The sequence below is a fragment of the Rhodoferax sp. BLA1 genome (genome assembly GCF_013416775.1).
In the GTDB taxonomy this organism is placed as follows: Bacteria; Pseudomonadota; Gammaproteobacteria; order Burkholderiales; family Burkholderiaceae_C; genus Rhodoferax.
Window position 1 is genome coordinate 492159 of sequence record NZ_SZVI01000009.1, and the last position, 17597, is coordinate 509755.

Here is a 17597-nt window from a genome sequence, read left to right on the forward strand (position 1 = left end):
GTAGCTCGGCTATTTGCTGTGGTCAGTCACCCTGAACCAGGCGGCATACATGGCGGGCAAAGCCAACAGCGTCAGCACCGTTGCCACGATCAAACCACCCATGATGGCCACCGCCATCGGCCCCCAGAACACCGAGCGCGACAGCGGAATCATCGCCAGCACCGCAGCGGCTGCGGTCAGCACAATCGGGCGCAGCCGGCGCACGGCCGCGTCCACAATCGCCTCCAAGGGGGCCACACCGCGGGCGCGGTCCTGCTCGATCTGGTCAATCAGGATCACCGAATTGCGCTGGATCATGCCCATCAAGGCGATCACCCCAAGCAGCGCCACAAAACCGAAGGGCCGATTCAGCAGCAATAACGCCGCAGCCACACCCACAATGCCCAAGGGCCCGGTCAAAAACACCAGCACCGCCCGGCTGAAGCTGTGCAACTGCAGCATCAGCAGCGTGAAGGTGATGAACAACATGATCGGGATACCCGCCACAATCGCCGCCGATCCTTTGGCGCTCTCCGCCACCGCACCGGCGACCACAATGCGGTAGTCACCCTGCCCGGCCTGCGCCCATTGGGCCTCCAGTACCTTGAGCTGCGGCAGCAACTCCTGGGTCACGGTGGCGCCCTGTTTGCCGTCAGCAATGTCACTCTGCACGGTGATGGCGTAGTCCCGCCCCTCGCGCCAGAGCACACCGGGCTCCCAGGTGAACACTGGCTTGGCAATTTGCAGCAACGGCACCGACTGGCCCGAGCTGGTGGGCACATAAGCATTGGCGATGTCGGTGATGGCGCTGCGCTCATCGAGCGGCTGGCGCAACACGATGTCAATCAGTTTGTCTGCCTCGCGGAACTGGCCAATGCTGCTGCCGCTCAGCGTGGTTTTGGTCGCCTGGGCAATGGACTGGCTGCTGACACCCAGCGCACGCGCCTTGGTCTGGTCCACCTCCAGGCGCATGACCTTGATCGACTCATTCCAGTTGTCATTAACACCCCGGGTGTGCGGGTTTTGCCGCATCAGGGCCTTGACCTCGTCGGCACGACTGCGCAAGCCCTGCGGGTCTTGGCCGATCACCCTGAACTGCACCGGGTAGGCCACCGGTGGCCCGTTGGCCAGCAGTTGCACCCGACCCCGCACCTCGGGAAACTCCTGGGCCAGCAGCGCCGGCAGCTTGTGGCGCAAACGCTCGCGTGTCGCCAGATCCTGGGGCAACACAATCAGCTGCGACACATTGGTCTGCTGAAAAATCTGCTCCAGCGGCAGGTAAAAACGCGGCACGCCAGAACCCACCCATTGGGTCACCGACACAATGCCCGGCTCGGCCAGCAGGCGCGCCTCCACCCGTTTGGCCACCTCTTCGGTGTTGGCAAAAGCGGTTCCCTCGGGTGACCACAGGTCCACCGTGATTTCCGGGCGCGCCGAATCCGGGAAAAACTGCTGCTGCACCTGGCCCATGCCAAGCAGCCCCAGCACAAACAGCAGCAGCGTCACCGCGATGGTGAGCCAGCGTCGGCGCACACAGGCGCTCACCGTGCAGCGAAACCAGTTGTAAAACGGGGTGTCGTACATGTCGTGCACTTCGCCGTGTGCCAGCACCGCGCCACTCTCGGCATGGGCCACCACATGCGGCGGCGCAGTCAACAGGCGCACACCGAGGTAGGGCACAAAATACACCGAGACGATCCAGCTCAAACACAACGCAATCACCGTCACCGCAAAAATCGCAAAGGTGTATTCACCGGTCATCGACTTGGCAACACCAATCGGCAAAAAGCCGGTGGCGGTGATCAGGGTGCCGGTCAGCATCGGCATCGCGGTGATCTCGTAGGCAAAGGTGGCGGCGCGCACCTTGTCAAAACCCTCTTCCATCTTGCGCACCATCATTTCCACCGCAATGATGGCATCATCCACCAGCAGGCCCAGCGCGATGATCAGTGAGCCCAGCGAAATCTTGTGCAGCCCGATACCCCAATAGTGCATCGCCAAAAAGGTCATCGCCAGCACCAGCGGAATGGTGATGCCCACCACCAGCCCAGGGCGCATGTCGAGCGTCCAGCGCTTGAAAAACGGGTGGGTGCCAGGGCGCTTGTGCAAACCCAGGCTCAGGAAGCTCACCGCCAGCACAATCGCCACCGCCTCAATCAACACCTTGACAAACTCGTTCACCGAGTTGGCCACCGACTTGGGCTGATCCTGGATTTGCGCCAGGGTCACCCCCACCGGCAAGGTTTTGCCGATGTGTTGCGTGGCCAGGTCCAGAGCCTTGCCCAGCGCAATGATGTCGCCACCCTTGGCCATCGACACACCCAAGGCCACCACCTCCTGGCCCTGAAAACGCACTTTCACCGCCGGTGGGTCCACATACGCGCGCCGGATGATGGCAATGTCGCCCAGTCGGAGTTGTTTGCCCGCCACCCCGGGCGCACGAATCGGCATCGCAGCCAGCTCATCCACCGCGGTGAACTGGCCAGCCACCCGCACCTGCACCACATCCAGCGGGGTTTGCACCGCACCGGCCGACTCCACCGCGTTTTGTTGTGTCAGTTGTGCCAGCACCGTGTTCATGTCCAGGCCGAGCTGTGCCAGCCGTTTGGCCGAAATCTCGACAAACAGCTTTTCCGCTTGGTCACCAAACAACTCGACCTTGGCCACATCGGGCACCCGCAGCAACTGCTGGCGCACCTCGTCGGCAAAGGTTTTGACCTCGGCATAACTGAAACCTGGGGCTTGCAGCGCGTAGATCACGCCAAACACATCCCCAAAGTCGTCGTTGAAAAACGGGCCTTGCACACCCTGCGGCAAGCTGTTGCGCATGTCGCCAATTTTTTTGCGTGTCTGGTACCAGACGTTGGCCACCTCGTCCCCGCGCGCATGCTCCTTGATCTGGAAGATGATTTGCGACTCACCCGGCTTGGAGTAGCTGCGGATCTTGTCGGCGTAGGGCACCTCCTGCAGCGTACGCTCGAGCTTGTCGGTGACCTGCTCGGCCATTTGCTGTGCGCTGGCACCGGGCCAGTAAGCGCGCACCACCATCGCCCGGAAGGTGAAGGGCGGGTCTTCGTCCTGCCCGAGCTGGAAGTAGCTGGCCGCACCCAGCACCATCAGCACCACCATCAGAAACCGTGTCAGCGGCGCATGCTCCAGCGCCCAGCGTGACAGGTTAAACCCTTGGTTGTTGTCCAGATCGGGGCTCGTCATACGCGCCTCACTGCGCCGGGGCCGACACGGCAGCGGTCGGGGCGGCGCTAATCAGCGCCTGGGGCGCTACACCGTTGATAGCTGTCTGCGCTTGACTGGTCAGGGCTTGAGGCACACTTGGCTTGTAAATCGTGACTTTCTGACCGGGTGTCAACACATGCACACCGGCGGTCACCACCAACATGCCGGGGCTCAGGCCGCTGGCCACCACCACCTCGTTGCCGTCGGCGGTGGCGATCTGGATTGGTTGCAATCTGACCGTCATCGTGCCGGTGTCCAGTACCCAGACCACGGTGGCCTGGCCTTCCTGGCGCAAGGCGGTGGTCGGCAGCTTGATGGCCTGCTGGTTGCTGCGCTGCAAGCCAGCCGGCAACACCGACACCGTGCTGCCCAGCGCCAGATCACTGCTGGTGGGCAGCGCCGCCTTGACGGTGAAGGTGCGTGTCACCGGGTCGGCGCTGGCGGCCACCTCGCGTAGCTTGGCGGTTTGTGAGCTGCTCGCCACCCAGCCACGCACCACCACGCTGGCACCCACCTGAATCCCGCCCAGTTTGTCCTCGGGCACGGCAAACACCACATCACGCGCACCGTCCTGTGCCAACTGCACCACCGGTGTACCAGCGGCCACCACCTGCCCCACCTCAGCCAACACCGCCGTCACCACACCGGACACATCGGCCACCAGGTTGGCGTAGGCCGCCTGATTGGCCTGCGCCGAGAGTTGCGCCTGGGCGGTGTCCAGCTGCGCCTGCGCCGCTTTCAGGCTGGTGTCGCGGCGCTCCAGTTCGGCCGCACTGATGAAGTTTTGTTCTTTGAGAGACTGGAAACGCTTGAAGTCAGCGGCGGCCAGGTCGCGGTTGGTACGGGCTGCTGACACCTGGGCGCGTGCCGCATCCGCCGCCAGTTTGAGGTCTTGCGGGTCCAGCTGGGCCAGCACCTGTCCAGCCTTGACACGCTGACCTGGTTCCACCGTGCGGCTGACCAGCTTGCCACCGACCCGAAATCCCAAGCGCGACTCAGCACGGGCACGCACCTCGCCAGCATATTCCAGCCCGGCCACCAGCGGCTGGGCACCCACCGTCATCACCTTCACCGCACGCACCGGCTCCTCGGGGACCGCTGGTTTGGAACAGGCCACCAGCAGCAGGCCCAAGGCTATAGTCAGGCTCAAACCCGGCCAGCGGGTGGTGGATGCTTGCAAGGGCATAAGACGGTACTTTCAAAAAACAAACACACTACTGACCAATTGGTTATTAATTTTAGGCCAATGCGCTGCCCTGTCAATTCATCACTTGCTCCGCCACCTTACCCGACCGTCACGCCCTGAAAACCGATCCCGCCATGAGCCCATCAGCACCCACATCCCCGGCCAAGACAGCACCACCGCAACAAGCATTGACCCACTACGAGAACTTTCCGGTAGCCTCTCTGCTGTGTCCGCCACACCTGCGCCCGGCCATCACTGCCATCTACCACTTTGCCCGCACCGCCGATGATCTGGCCGATGAAGGTGAGGTCGATGTACGCACCCGTCTGGCTGACTTGCAGGCCTACCGTGCCGACTTGCTGGCCGTCGCCAGCGCTCAAGCCGACAGCGGCCGCTGGACCAGCGTGTTTGCACCTTTGCAACACATCGTGCAGACCCACCAGTTACCGGTGCAGCTGCTCACCGACCTGCTTGAAGCTTTTGAGCAGGACGTGCGCCACACCCACGAGCAGCGACGCTACACCGACGAGACCGAGCTGCTGGACTACTGCAGGCGCTCGGCCAACCCAATCGGGCGGCTGCTGTTGCACCTGTATGGTGTGACAGACCCCCTGTCGCAGCAGCAAAGTGACCAGATTTGCAGCGCCTTGCAGCTCATCAATTTCTGGCAGGACGTGTCGGTGGACGCCCAGCGCGGACGCTGGTACATCACGCAGGCCTCGCTGGTCCGTTTTGGCCTGACCGAGGCCGACTTTTCGCCCGCCAGCCAGAACCCAAATGCTGCGCGTTTGATAGCTGACAATGTCCTCTCTGCAAGGGCTCTGATGCTCCAAGGTGCGGAACTCCCGATGAAGGTGCCAGGGCGCGCGGGCTGGGAATTACGACTGGTGGTGCAAGGTGGGTTGCGCATCCTGGACAAGATCGAGGCTTTGGGCTGTGTCACTTGGCAAAAGCGGCCCAAGCTGGGGCTTTGGGATGTGCCGGTGCTGCTTTGGCGGGCTGTTTGGATGAGGTGAGTTTTTGTCTTTTGTTTTCCGTTTTGGCTTGCCAGCCGGGTGACTTACCCCCACTCACTCCCCCCCGCCCTCTCCCGCCCCGCCGGGCGGAAGAGGGAGCTAACCACCGTATTTGGCCAACACCTTGAGTCAGGACGTACCAAGTGATGGGCCGGTGGTGTAAACACGTTTTATAAGAAATTGGCCTCTAGCCCTTATTTATAAAGGGCGAGTTGCTACTTATTTTGTACAACCTGTATTTCGCAGCGCCTATTCCACCACTGGCCAGCCGCTTGGTACGTCCTCTGTTTGAACACATGGCCACATACGGCGGTTAGGCTCCTCTTTCCGCCCCGGCGGGGGTGGAAAGAGGCGGGGGAGATAGGGGGGATTAACGCGCGGAGCGACAAACGAACACGCTTGCCCCAAAGGCAGAGGACTTCGAAAACGCGGCGAAATGTATCCCCCGTATAAACTCGGCCCCAACCAACCGAACCCATGACTCCCCAAGACTACGTCCAGCAAAAGGCCGCCGCCTCCGGCAGCAGTTTTTATTACGCTTTTTTGTTCCTGCCACCGCCCCGGCGTGCCGCCATCACCGCGTTTTATGCGTTTTGCCGCGAGGTCGATGATGTGGTGGATGACGCCACCGACATCGGTGTGGCCGCCACCAAGCTCGCCTGGTGGCAACAAGAAGTGGCCAAATCTTTTGCCGGGCAAGCCAGCCACCCGGTGATGCAGGCACTGATGCCGCTGACCCAGGAATTTGCGATTGAGCAGCGCCACCTGCAGGCGGTGATTGAAGGCTGCCAGATGGACCTGAACCAGACCCGCTACCTGGACTACCCCGGCCTGCAGCGCTACTGCCACCTGGTGGCCGGTGTCGTGGGCGAAGTCGCAGCGCAGATTTTTGGCCAGACCCAAGCACAGACCACCGCCTACGCCCACACCCTGGGCCAGGCGCTGCAGCTCACCAACATCATCCGCGACGTGGGTGAAGACGCGATGCGTGGCCGTATTTACCTGCCGGTCAACGAGCTACAGCAGTTTGGTGTCACCGCGCAGGAGATTCTGAACCGCAGCTATTCGGACCGTTTCACCGCTTTGATGCGTTTTCAGGCCCAGCGAGCACAAGGCCTGTACGACCAGGCGTTGACCCTGCTGCAAGCCGACGACCGCCGCGCCCAGAAACCCGGCCTGATGATGGCCAGCATCTACCGTGCGCTGCTGGGTGAGATCGAGCGTGAAGACTTCAAGGTGCTGCACCAACGTATCAGCCTCACCCCGCTGCGCAAGTTCTGGCTGGCCTGGCGCGTGCAGGCGCTGGGGCGCATGTAACACCCTTGGTTGTGGCCGCAGGTTTGAACATTGCCGTGGTGGGCGCCGGCTGGGCCGGCCTGGCCGCTGCCGTGAGCGCCACGCAGGCGGGTCATACCACTACCGTTTATGAAGCAGCAGAGTCTTTAGGTGGAAGGGCCAGAGCCCTAAAAGCCACTTTTCCAGACGGCACACCAGTGGTCCTGGACAACGGCCAGCACATCCTGATTGGTGCGTATTCAGACACCCTGGCGCTGATGCGGCAGGTGGGTGTGGCGCCAGAGCAGGTGCTGCTGGATCTGCCGATGGCTTTGCGTTTCCCCGATGGCCTGGGCATCCGTTTCCCGAACTGGCCGACGCCGCTGGACGCGCTGGGTGGCATCCTTGGAGCACGCGGCTGGTCGCTGGTCGACAAGTGGTCGCTGTTGCGCGCCGCAGCAGGCTGGCAGCGCCAGGGTTTTGTCTGTGACGACTCACTCAGTGTGGCCGCTTTGTGCCGCAGCCTGACCCCTCGCATCCTGGCCGAACTGATCGAGCCGCTGTGTGTGTCGGCGCTCAACACACCGGCAGACCAGGCCAGTGGTCGCGTTTTTTTGCGGGTGCTGCGCGATGCCTTGTTTGGTGTGGCGGGTGGCTCGCACCTGCTGCTGCCCACAACCGACCTGGGTGCGTTGTTGCCGCAGGCTTCGGCTGATTGGCTGCAGCAACGCGGCGCTCAGGTGCTGTTTAAAGCGCGGGTGGAGGGCTTGCAGCGCTGCGGCACCCAGTGGCAGCTGGCGGGCTCCGGTCTGGGCCCAGCGGCTGAGAAGGGGTTTGACGCGGTGATCTGGGCCACTTCAGCATCCAATGCAGTTCAGGCTCTTATGAAATTTGGGATAGATGCTCCTGAAAACATATCAAATGCGGTGCAGAGCTGGGCGCAGACCGCGCAGGCCCTGCAGTTTGAGGCCATTGCCACGGTCTACGCCTGGTCGGCCAACGCCCGCCTCAGCCAGCCCATGCTGGCGCTGCGCAGCAACGCCGCGCAGCCAGCGCAGTTTGCGTTTGACCGCGCAGCACTCGGCGGCCCAAAAGGCTTGCTGGCCTTTGTGGTGAGTGCCGCCCAGAGTGACCGCGCCACGCTGCAGGCGCAGGTGCTGGCGCAAGCCAAGGCGCAGCTGGGGCTGGACCTGTTGCCGGTGCTCACCGTGGTGGAAAAACGCGCCACTTTTGCCTGCACCCCCGGCTTGCAACGCCCGGCACAACACATTGCACCAGGCCTCTTGGCCTGTGGCGACTATGTGGAAGGCCCCTACCCGGCCACGCTGGAAGGCGCTGTGCGCAGCGGCATCGCTGCCATCCAAGCACTGAGCCTGGGCGCCGTGGGCACTTGAACACGCACATTGGCCTCGTATGATGCGGCCATGAAACGGATTTTTGTCGCAGACACACCATGAAGCTGGCTTTCAAAATTTTTGTGGGCCTGTTGCTGGCCCTGCTCTTGGCGGCGGTGGCGGGTGGCTTTTGGTACGTTAACGGCAAAAAACCACAACGCTCGGGTACGCTGACGCTGACCCAGCTTAGCGCACCGGTCACGGTGCGTTATGACGAGCGGGGTGTGCCCCACATCAAGGCGGGCAGCGAGTTGGATCTGTACCGGGCACTCGGTTATGTACACGCCCAGGACCGCCTGTTCCAGATGGAAATGGCACGCCGCCTCGCGCAAGGTGAACTGGCTGCGGTGCTGGGGCCGGATCTGGTCAAAGTCGACAAGCTGTTTCGCACCTTGCGCCTGCGTGAACACGCGGCCCAGGTGGTGGCCAAGCTCGACCAGAACAGCCCGGCCATCAAGGCACAGCTGGCGTACCTGGACGGCATCAACCAGTACCAGGCCAGCCACCCGGCGCCGATGGAGTTTGACTTGGTGGGTATCCCCAAGCGTCCGTTCACCCTGGCCGACACGGTGGCGGTCTCGGGTTACCTGGCCTACAGCTTTGCCGCCGCCTTCAAAACCGAGCCGGTGCTGACCTATGTGCGCGACGAACTGGGGTCGGACTACCTGCGCATCTTTGACCTGGACTGGCATCCCCTGGGGGTGCTGAGCAAAGCCAACACCGCCAGCCTCCAACCCGACTGGCGGGCCCTGAACCAGCTGAGCCAGGCCGCCAACGAGGTGCATGAGGTGGCTGGTGTGCCGCTGTTTGAGGGCAGCAACGCCTGGGCCGTGTCGGGCCCACGCACATCGAGTGGCAAACCGATGCTCGCGGGCGACCCGCACATCAACTTCAGCGTGCCCTCGGTCTGGTACGAGGCGCACCTGAGTGCACCTGGTTTTGAGCTGTATGGTCACTTCCAGGCCCTCAATGCCTCGGCCCTGATGGGCCACAACCGCCAATTCGGCTGGACACTGACCATGTTCCAGAACGACGACATGGACCTGGTCAAGTTGCGCACCAACCCCAACAACCCGAACCAAGTGGCCTACATGGGTGAGTGGGTTGACCTGCAGACGACCCAGGAGACCATCCAGGTCAAGGACGGCAAACCGGTGACGCTGACACTACAACGCGCGCCCCAAGGCCCGGTCATCACCAGCGCTTTTCGCGACAACCTGGGTGAGGGGCAACCCGTGGCCATGTGGTGGACCTTTCTGGAGACCGAGAACCCAGTGCTGGACGCGTTCTACGAACTCAACCGCGCCGACACCCTGCCCAAGGCACGCGAAGCCGCCAGCAAAATCCACGCGCCCGGCCTCAACATCGTCTGGGCCAATGCCGGTGGCAACATCGGCTGGTGGGCAGCTGCCAAGCTGGTGATCCGCCCCGAGGGCGTGCAGCCGATGTTCATCCTGGACGGTGAAGAGGAAGAGTCGGACAAGCTGGGCTTTTACCGCTTCAGCGACAACCCGCAAGAAGAAAACCCGGCGCGTGGTTACATCGTCTCGGCCAACCAGCAACCGCTGGCCCCCAGTGGTCTGCCGGTGGCGGGGTATTACAACGCTTATGACCGGGCCCAGGCGCTTGAAGACCGTCTGGGTGATGACAAGATCCAGTGGAACGCGCTCAACACCCAGTCCCTGCAACTCAGCACCCAGACTGCCTACTACTGGCGGATGCTCAAACCCCTGCTGCCGCTGCTCAGCGAGGTGGTGCGTGACCCAATGGAGCGCTCGGTGTTTGACAGCCTGACGGTCTGGGATGGGCAGTACACCCCGTACAACATCCCGCCCACGGTGTTCACCCAGCTCCTGTACGAGCTGACCCAAGCGGCACTGGCAGACGAACTTGGTGAAATGCAGTTCAAGAACCTTCTGAGCACCCGGGCGCTGGACCTGGCCCTGCCCCGCCTGGCACAAGACGAGGACTCCCCCTGGTGGGACAACATCAACACCAAAAAAGTCGAGACCCGCCAGGACATTGTGCGCATCGCCTGGCGTGCCACCGTGGCCCACCTGAAGGCCACTCTGGGCGACAGCCCCAACGACTGGGGTTGGGGCGGTGCCCACACCCTCACCCACAAACACCCGCTGGCGGTCCAACAACCACTGAGCTGGCTGCTCAATGTCGGGCCGTTTGAGGTGGGTGGCGCCCGTGAGGTGCCCAACAACCTGTCGCAAGCCATCAGCCCGGCCCCCTGGCAGGTGGTGTACGGCCCCTCCACCCGGCGCATCATTGACTTTGCCGACCCCGGCCAGGCCCGTGGCATCAACCCGGTGGGGCAAAGTGGTGTGCCGTTTGACAAACATTACCAGGATCAGGCCGCCGCCTACGCCGTGGGTGGCTACATGCGGGAATACCTCAACGAGACTGACGTGGCCATCAACACCCGCAGCACCTTGAGTTTGCAGCCCAGCCGTCGCTGATCTGGACCATGCAACCCCCACTCTGCGTCTCATAAACACCACATGCACCGCGGCCTGCCGCCGTGGGTGAAAATGCAACAATGTCTCTTTTTCTTCCCCCTTACGCCGCCGAGCCGCCTTTTGCCCACGGACAGGTGCCACGGACTGGCGTTTTGTACTGCAACCTGGGCACCCCAGACACCCCCACCACCCCGGATGTCCGACGTTTTCTGGCCGAGTTCCTGAGTGACCCCCGTGTGGTCGAAATCCCGCGCCTGATCTGGCTGGTGTTGCTGTACGGTGTGGTGCTGCGGGTGCGGCCAGCCCAGTCGGCTGCCAAATACGCCAGCATCTGGAGCGCAGAGGGCTCGCCCCTGAAAGTCTGGACCGAACGGCAGACCCGCGCCCTGCAGGCCTGGCTGACACAACGCAAACACCAGGTGCTGGTGCGTTACGCCATGCGTTATGGCAGCAGCTCTATCCCCAGCCAGCTCGATGCCCTCAAGGCCGAAGGCGCCACCCGGGTGCTGATCGTGCCGGCTTACCCACAGTATTCGGCCACCACCACCGCCAGCCTGTGGGATGCGGTCTACAAATGGGCCTCTACCGTGCGCAGCATCCCGGAATTGCGCTTCATCAACCACTACCACGACGACCCGCACTACATCGCCGCACTGGCATCAAGGGTGTCGCACCACTGGCTGGTCCATGGCCGCCCGGATGTGCTGGTGATGAGTTTCCATGGGGTGCCTGAACGCACGCTGCATCTGGGCGACCCCTACCACTGCGAGTGTTTCAAAACCGCACGTCTGCTGGCAGAACAACTGGGCTTGAGCGCCAGTGAATTCAAGGTGACCTTCCAGTCCCGCCTGGGCCGCGCCAAGTGGCTGGAGCCCTATACCGAACCGACCTTGATCGAGATGGGCAAAGCCGGTGTCAAACGGGTGGATGTGGTCTGCCCGGCCTTCACCTGTGATTGCCTGGAAACCCTGGAGGAGATCAACCAGGAGGCCCGCGAGGCCTTCCTGCATGCCGGTGGCCAGAGTTTTCACTACATCCCCTGCCTCAACGACGACGAAGCCTGGATTGCTGCTTTGGGCGAGATCACCCAGAAGCACCTGATGGGCTGGCCTACACAGTCGCTGCCCGACCCACAGGCGCTGGCGGCGTCCAAGGCCGCTGCGCAGGCACTGGGTGCGGAGGTTTAGGTCCTACCCCGAGATCACCCCGGTGGTGATCCGGGCTTCAGCGCACCATCACGCCTGAGAGCTGCTGCATGATCTCACGGCCAATGGCAATCAACGGCACGGTTTTCTCAACCCCGCCGCGTTTCACCGCCTCTTTGGGCATGCCGTAGACCACACAACTGGCCTCGTCCTGCGCCACGGTACGGGCACCTGCCTTGCGCATCTCGGCCAGACCCGCCGCACCATCGTCGCCCATGCCGGTCATGATCACACCCAGGGCATTGGCCCCGGCACATTTGGCCACCGATCTGAACAACACATCGACGGACGGGCGGTGCCGGTTCACCAGCGGGCCATCCATCACCTCCACGTAATACTGGGCACCAGTGCGGCGCAACAGCATGTGTTTGCCACCCGGCGCAATCAGCGCGCGGCTGTTGACCACACGGTCATTGTTCTGCGCCTCTTTCACCTCGATCTGGCACAGGCTGTTGAGCCGCTGGGCAAAGGCGGCGGTGAATTTCTCAGGCATGTGTTGCACGATCACAATGCCCGGCGTCACACGCGGCAGGCTGGTCAGCACCACCTCCAGCGCCTGGGTGCCACCGGTTGAGGTGCCCAGGGCCACCACCCGATCGGTGGTCTGGATCATGGCCGAGTGTTTGTCAGCGGCGGCCATGATCACATCGGCGGTGTTTTTGGCCGACACATGCAGCGCCTTCACATTGGCCTTGGCGGCCGCCTTGACGGCTGTCACCATGTCTTCGCTGGCGTCTTCCAGAAACTGTTTGAGGCCAATCTTGGGTTTGGCAATGATGGCCACTGCACCAGCGGCCAACGCCGCCATCGAGGTTTTGGCACCCGACTCCACCAGGGTGGAGCAGATCACCACCGGTGTGGGCCGCTCGGCCATCACCATTTTCAGGAAGGTGATGCCGTCCATACGCGGCATCTCAATGTCGAGCACGATCACATCGGGCCACTGCACCTTCATCCGCGCCATCGCCAGAATCGGGTCGGCCACCGCTGCGATGACCTCGATCTCGGGGTCTTGCGCCAGCTGGCTGGCAACCACCTGGCGCACCACCGCAGAATCATCCACCACCAACACCTTGATGCGACTCATGTCGAAGCTCCTCCGGCTGCCCGTTCAGCAGCGATTTCCAGATGCGATGGCCGGACTTGTCGCGCCCAGACATCACCATTACTGACATTAAAAATAATCTGTCGATGGCCCACCCCGTACAGGCTCTCGGTCACCACCTCAATGCCCTCGTTCTGCAGCAACAAACGCGCGGCCTCACCGTTGCGTTGCCCCACCGTGATGGCACTGGCTCGCGGTTGGTCCGGAAACATGTTGCCACCCCCAAAAATCTTGGCCTGACACTGCCGAGGGTTGATGCCTGCGGCTTTTAGATCCTTGATCATCCAGCGCAAGGCCTCATCCCCATAACGACCGTCCATCACATTTTCATGCACCGCCACACTGCGGGTTGGTAGCAAAAAATGCGACATGCCGCCCACACAGGCATGCGGGTGCCACAGCGTGATCGACACACAGGAGCCCAAAATGGTGCGAATCTGAAAGCTGGCGTCTCCCACAAACAGCTCACCTGGCTGCAGGAAGATGTCCATCAGGTCTTTCAGACGCGTCATCTCAGACTCCTTTGCGGTAAATCGCTGGCGCCACCATCGTCACCGCCTGGGTGATGTCATTGAGGCTCTCGGAGTGCCCAACACAAAAGTAACCACCTGGCTTGATGGTGGCAATCACCCTTGCCACCACATCACGTTTGGTGTCGTTGTTGAAATAAATCATCACGTTGCGCAAGAAAACCACATCAAACTGTCCCAGCTCGGGCAGTGCCGCGTTCAGATTGACCTGGCGAAATGTCACCTTGCTGCGCAGGCCACGCTCCACCAGAAAATACCCATCATAGGGGCCGCCCCCTTTTCGGCAAAAGCGCCGCAGATACTCCGGCGGGATGTGTCGGCCACGCTCCATCGGGTACAGGGCACGGCGCGCGCCGTCAATCACACGGGTGCTGATGTCACTGCCCAGAATCTCCCACGGAGTGGTCTGTATACAGTCAGCCAGCACCATGGCCATGCTGTAGGCTTCCTCCCCGCTGGAGCTGGCCGCACTCCAGACCCGAAACGACTGGGGACGGCTGCGCTCTTTCAAAGCCTGGCTGCGCAGAAACTCAAAGTGTTTGGGTTCGCGGAAAAAATAGGTCTCGTTGGTGGTCAACAAGTCGACCGCCATCTGCACCTCTGCCGGATACTGACCCGACTTGAGCAGCTTGAAGTACGCACCAAAGCTGCTGAGCTCATGCGCGGCCAGGCGTTTGCCCAGCCGCCCTGTCACCAGCGCCTTTTTGGCGTCCCCCATGGTGATGCCGGCTGCGTCAAAGATAAAACGCTGAAACTGGGCAAACTCGGCGTCAGAAATGGAGACAAGCTGCACGATCAATCCTTGGGCAATTTTTAATGGTTTTGGCCTCTAGCCCTTAATATAAAAGGACTAGCAGCTATTAAATTCATACCAATCCACCAACCTCCCTGCTCCCCTGGGCTCTGGCCCAGCCACCCAGCTCAGCCCGCAGCGTTTGCCAACTGCCCCATCTGGCTGATCTCCTGCATCGACAACACATGGTTGACGTTGAGCAAAATCACAAACTTGCCGTTGACTTTGGCAATGCCTTCGATGAAGTCCGGGCGGATCTTGGCGCCAAAACTCGGTGCCGGTTCAATCTCACTGGTGGGGATCTCCAGCACCGCCTGCACCGAGTCCACCACCACCCCCATGGCCTGTTGTTCTCCCTCCTCGTTGGGCACCTCCACAATCACGATGCAGGTGCTCTTGATCACCGGTGTGCTGGGTTTACCAAAGCGGTTGGACAAGTCCATCACCGGCACCACCGCACCACGCAGGTTGATCACCCCACGGATACACGCGGGCATCATCGGCACCTCTGTCAGGTTGGCGTACCAAATGATCTCTTTGATACAAAGAATGCCAATCGAGAACATCTCACCACCGAGCATGAAGGTGAGGTACTGCTTTTCTTCCACCACACTCTGGCTGGCCCCGGGCTTGGTGGGGTCCGTTTTGGCCACTGTGTTCATGTCCGGCTCCTGTCAAAACTTGGTGAAGTGGGCTTCATCCAGCTCCTCTCCCAACCCTGAGGCAGGGCTTTGCGCCAACCTGGCGACCGAAGGTTTGTTGGGCACTTTGCTGCTTGCGCTGCTTTTGCGAACCTGCGGCTGGACTACACGTCCTTGGGAGGCACCATTGAGCTTGAAGAAGGACATGGTTTGCTGCAGCTGTTCGGCCTGGCCACTCATCTCCTCAGAGGTGGCCGCCAGCTCTTCGGAGCTGGAGGCGTTTTGCTGGGTGGTGGTGCTCAGTTGGCTGACCACCGAGTTGATCTGGCCCACACCACTGCTTTGTTCGGTCGATGCGGCTGTGATCTCTTGCACCAGGTCCGAAGTTTTGCGGATGTTGGGCACAATTTCGGCAAGCAAACGCCCGGCTTTCTCAGCCAGTTCGACACTGTTGCCTGCCACCTCACCAATCTCCTGGGCTGCAATCTGGCTGCGCTCTGCGAGTTTGCGCACCTCAGCTGCCACCACCGCAAAACCTTTGCCGTGTTCACCGGCACGGGCGGCCTCAATCGCCGCATTCAAAGCCAGCAGGTTGGTTTGCGCGGCAATGTCGTCGATGATGCCGATCTTTTTGGCAATCTGTTTCATGGCCTCCACCGTGGCGTTAACGGCTTCACCACCATCAGAAGCGTCTTTGGCGGCTTTGCTGGCCATGACGTCGGTGACCTTGGCGTTTTCGGTGTTTTGCGCAATGCTGGCAGTCATCTGCTCAATGCTGGCACTGGTTTCCTCGACACCGGCAGCTTGTTCACTGGCCGCCTGACTCAGGCTTTGCGCGGTGGCGCTAACCTCTTCTGCCGCGCTGGCCAAAGCCTGGGCGCCGCTGTTGACGTCAGAAACCACTTGAGACAGTTTGCCAACCATGTTGCTCATGGCCTGCAACATCTGCCCGGTCTCGTCCTTGGACGGGTTGTCAATACGCACTGTCAGGTCACCTTCAGCTAGGCGGTTGGCTGCCGACAAAGCTTGGTTCACAGGACGTGTGATGGAGCGAGTCAAGAACCACGCAATCAGCGCGCCAAAAACTATTGCCGCGCCTGCTAGGGAGAGCATCAAGCGAAATGCACTGTTATAAGCCTCAACCGCAGTCTCATACTGCTCTTTGGCGTTGGTTTCCTGAAGGGCCGTGTTTTCGTCCAAAGCATCCTGCCACTTTTGCACAGCGGGCCCAGCCACGTTCATCAGCAGGGCCAGCGCTTCGGCGTCCTTGTTGGCCTCCTTCAAGTCCAATATCTTGTCGGTCAATGGGCGCGCTTCTAAGGCTGCCGCCTTAATCTTGGCACGGATAGCATTGCCGGCATCACTGGCCGGGAACTTGTTCAAGGCCTCCCAAGCTTCTGTGTACTGTTGACGAAGTGAATCGATCTTTTTCTTTTCGGTCGCACGCATTGACGGATCATCAAGCAACATCATCGTCCGCGTGATGCGTGTGATCACGTGAACGGCCTCAGACATGACAGAGTTCAATTTGATCTTGACCATTCTGTCTTGCACAGTGGCATCAAGCTGTGTCTGAATGGTCGACATGGAATGGATGGCAACCGTTGCCAAGCTTGCCATCAGCGCCAACACAACAACAAAACCCAGGCTTAGGCGCACGCCAATTTTCATATTTGCAAACATCACATTCCCCTTTGAGTCAGTTTCTGTACCATGCCAAAACGCACCTTCCGTGATCGTTCGGCGTCCTGATCGTTGTCAGCTTGCCCGCCCTGGTTTGGGTTCACGTTGAAGCTGGTGGTGTCAGCCCGCAACGTTTGCCAGCTGCCCCATCTGGCTGATCTCCTGCATCGACAACACATGGTTGACGTTGAGCAAAATCACAAACTTGCCGTTGACCTTGGCAATGCCTTCGATGAAGTCCGGGCGGATCTTGGCGCCAAAACTCGGTGCCGGTTCAATCTCACTGGTGGGGATCTCCAGCACCGCCTGCACCGAGTCCACCACCACCCCCATGGCCTGTTGTTCTCCCTCCTCGTTGGGCACCTCCACAATCACGATGCAGGTGCTCTTGATCACCGGTGTGCTGGGTTTACCAAAGCGGTTGGACAAGTCCATCACCGGCACCACCGCACCACGCAGGTTGATCACCCCACGGATACACGCGGGCATCATCGGCACCTCGGTCAGGTTGGCATACCAAATGATCTCTTTGATACAAAGGATGCCAATCGAGAACATCTCACCACCGAGCATGAAGGTGAGGTATTGCTTCTCCTCCACCACACTCTGGCTGGCCCCGGGCTTGGAGGGGTCCGTTTTGGCCACTGTGTTCATGTCCGGCTCCTGTCAAAACTTGGTGAAGTGGGCTTCATCCAGATCGTCTGCATCACTCGTGCTGTGACTGTGGCTCAGTCGGACCACTGCCGGTTTATGGGCCAATTTGCTGTTGGCGCTGCTTTTGCGCACCTGTGAACGTACCACCCGCCCCTGGGGGGCACCATCAAGCTTGAAGAAGGACATGGTTTGCTGCAGTTGCTCAGCCTGACCACTCATTTCCTCTGAGGTGGCCGCCAACTCTTCGGAGCTGGAGGCGTTTTGCTGAGTGGTGGTGCTCAGCTGGCTGACCGCCGAGTTGATCTGACCCACACCACTGCTTTGTTCGGTCGATGCGGCTGTGATCTCTTGCACCAGGTCCGAAGTTTTGCGGATGTTGGGCACAATTTCGGCAAGCAAACGCCCGGCTTTCTCAGCCAGTTCGACACTGTTGC

General features: G+C 61.0%; 13 protein-coding genes and 1 pseudogene. 5 read left to right on the forward strand and 9 right to left on the reverse strand.

The window, feature by feature from the left end; translation table 11 throughout:
• Window positions 1–9: 9 nt before the first annotated feature.
• Together FDG13_RS10800 and FDG13_RS10805 are read right to left on the reverse strand one after the other, a co-directional pair.
• On the reverse strand, window positions 10–3192 hold the full coding sequence (locus tag FDG13_RS10800) for an efflux RND transporter permease subunit (RefSeq protein ID WP_180127481.1): 3183 nt from the start codon (window positions 3190–3192) through the stop codon (window positions 10–12).
• A gap of 7 nt (window positions 3193–3199) precedes the next feature.
• The gene (locus FDG13_RS10805) at window positions 3200–4399 is read right to left on the reverse strand and encodes an efflux RND transporter periplasmic adaptor subunit (RefSeq protein ID WP_180127483.1); all 1200 of its coding nucleotides are present in this window, start codon (window positions 4397–4399) and stop codon (window positions 3200–3202) included.
• 134 nt (window positions 4400–4533) lie between these two features.
• On the opposite strand from FDG13_RS10805, the gene hpnC reads away from it, so the two are divergent.
• The 5 genes from hpnC (at window position 4534) to hemH (ending at window position 11739) form a co-directional block, all read left to right on the forward strand.
• Window positions 4534–5415: a squalene synthase HpnC gene (gene hpnC, locus FDG13_RS10810; protein WP_180127485.1), complete on the forward strand. Its 882-nt coding sequence runs from the start codon at window positions 4534–4536 to the stop codon at window positions 5413–5415.
• Window positions 5416–5892: 477 nt separating this feature from the next.
• Window positions 5893–6732 (forward strand): presqualene diphosphate synthase HpnD, encoded by an 840-nt coding sequence (gene hpnD, locus FDG13_RS10815; RefSeq protein ID WP_180127487.1) that lies wholly within the window; start codon window positions 5893–5895, stop codon window positions 6730–6732.
• Between the two features lie 11 nt (window positions 6733–6743).
• Window positions 6744–8084 carry a hydroxysqualene dehydroxylase HpnE gene (gene hpnE / locus FDG13_RS10820; protein ID WP_370528203.1) on the forward strand — a complete coding sequence of 447 codons (1341 nt, stop codon included), beginning with the start codon at window positions 6744–6746 and terminating at the stop codon, window positions 8082–8084.
• Window positions 8085–8143: 59 nt separating this feature from the next.
• Complete coding sequence (locus FDG13_RS10825; RefSeq protein ID WP_180127490.1) at window positions 8144–10552, forward strand: penicillin acylase family protein; 2409 nt, start codon at window positions 8144–8146, stop codon at window positions 10550–10552.
• Window positions 10553–10632: 80 nt separating this feature from the next.
• Window positions 10633–11739 (forward strand): ferrochelatase, encoded by a 1107-nt coding sequence (gene hemH, locus FDG13_RS10830; RefSeq protein WP_180127492.1) that lies wholly within the window; start codon window positions 10633–10635, stop codon window positions 11737–11739.
• A gap of 37 nt (window positions 11740–11776) precedes the next feature.
• On the opposite strand, the gene FDG13_RS10835 is transcribed toward hemH, so the two are convergent.
• From FDG13_RS10835 to FDG13_RS10865, 7 genes and pseudogenes are all read right to left on the reverse strand, one after another.
• Window positions 11777–12844, reverse strand: a complete 1068-nt coding sequence (locus FDG13_RS10835; RefSeq protein ID WP_180127494.1) for a chemotaxis response regulator protein-glutamate methylesterase — start codon at window positions 12842–12844, stop codon at window positions 11777–11779.
• A complete protein-coding gene (locus FDG13_RS10840) occupies window positions 12841–13374 on the reverse strand; it encodes a chemotaxis protein CheD (protein ID WP_180127496.1) in 534 nt (177 codons plus the stop codon). The genes FDG13_RS10835 and FDG13_RS10840 overlap by 4 nt, the downstream gene beginning before the upstream one ends.
• A 1-nt stretch (window position 13375) precedes the next feature.
• The gene (locus FDG13_RS10845) at window positions 13376–14185 is read right to left on the reverse strand and encodes a protein-glutamate O-methyltransferase CheR (protein ID WP_180127498.1); all 810 of its coding nucleotides are present in this window, start codon (window positions 14183–14185) and stop codon (window positions 13376–13378) included.
• A gap of 128 nt (window positions 14186–14313) precedes the next feature.
• Complete coding sequence (locus FDG13_RS10850) at window positions 14314–14847, reverse strand: chemotaxis protein CheW (protein ID WP_180127500.1); 534 nt, start codon at window positions 14845–14847, stop codon at window positions 14314–14316.
• Between the two features lie 12 nt (window positions 14848–14859).
• On the reverse strand, window positions 14860–16509 hold the full coding sequence (locus FDG13_RS10855) for a methyl-accepting chemotaxis protein (RefSeq protein WP_180127503.1): 1650 nt from the start codon (window positions 16507–16509) through the stop codon (window positions 14860–14862).
• A 120-nt stretch (window positions 16510–16629) separates the two neighbouring features.
• Entirely contained in the window at window positions 16630–17163 is a 534-nt protein-coding gene (locus tag FDG13_RS10860; protein WP_180127505.1) for a chemotaxis protein CheW, read from the reverse strand.
• Window positions 17164–17175: 12 nt separating this feature from the next.
• A pseudogene (locus FDG13_RS10865) lies at window positions 17176–17597 on the reverse strand (methyl-accepting chemotaxis protein); the annotation flags it as partial.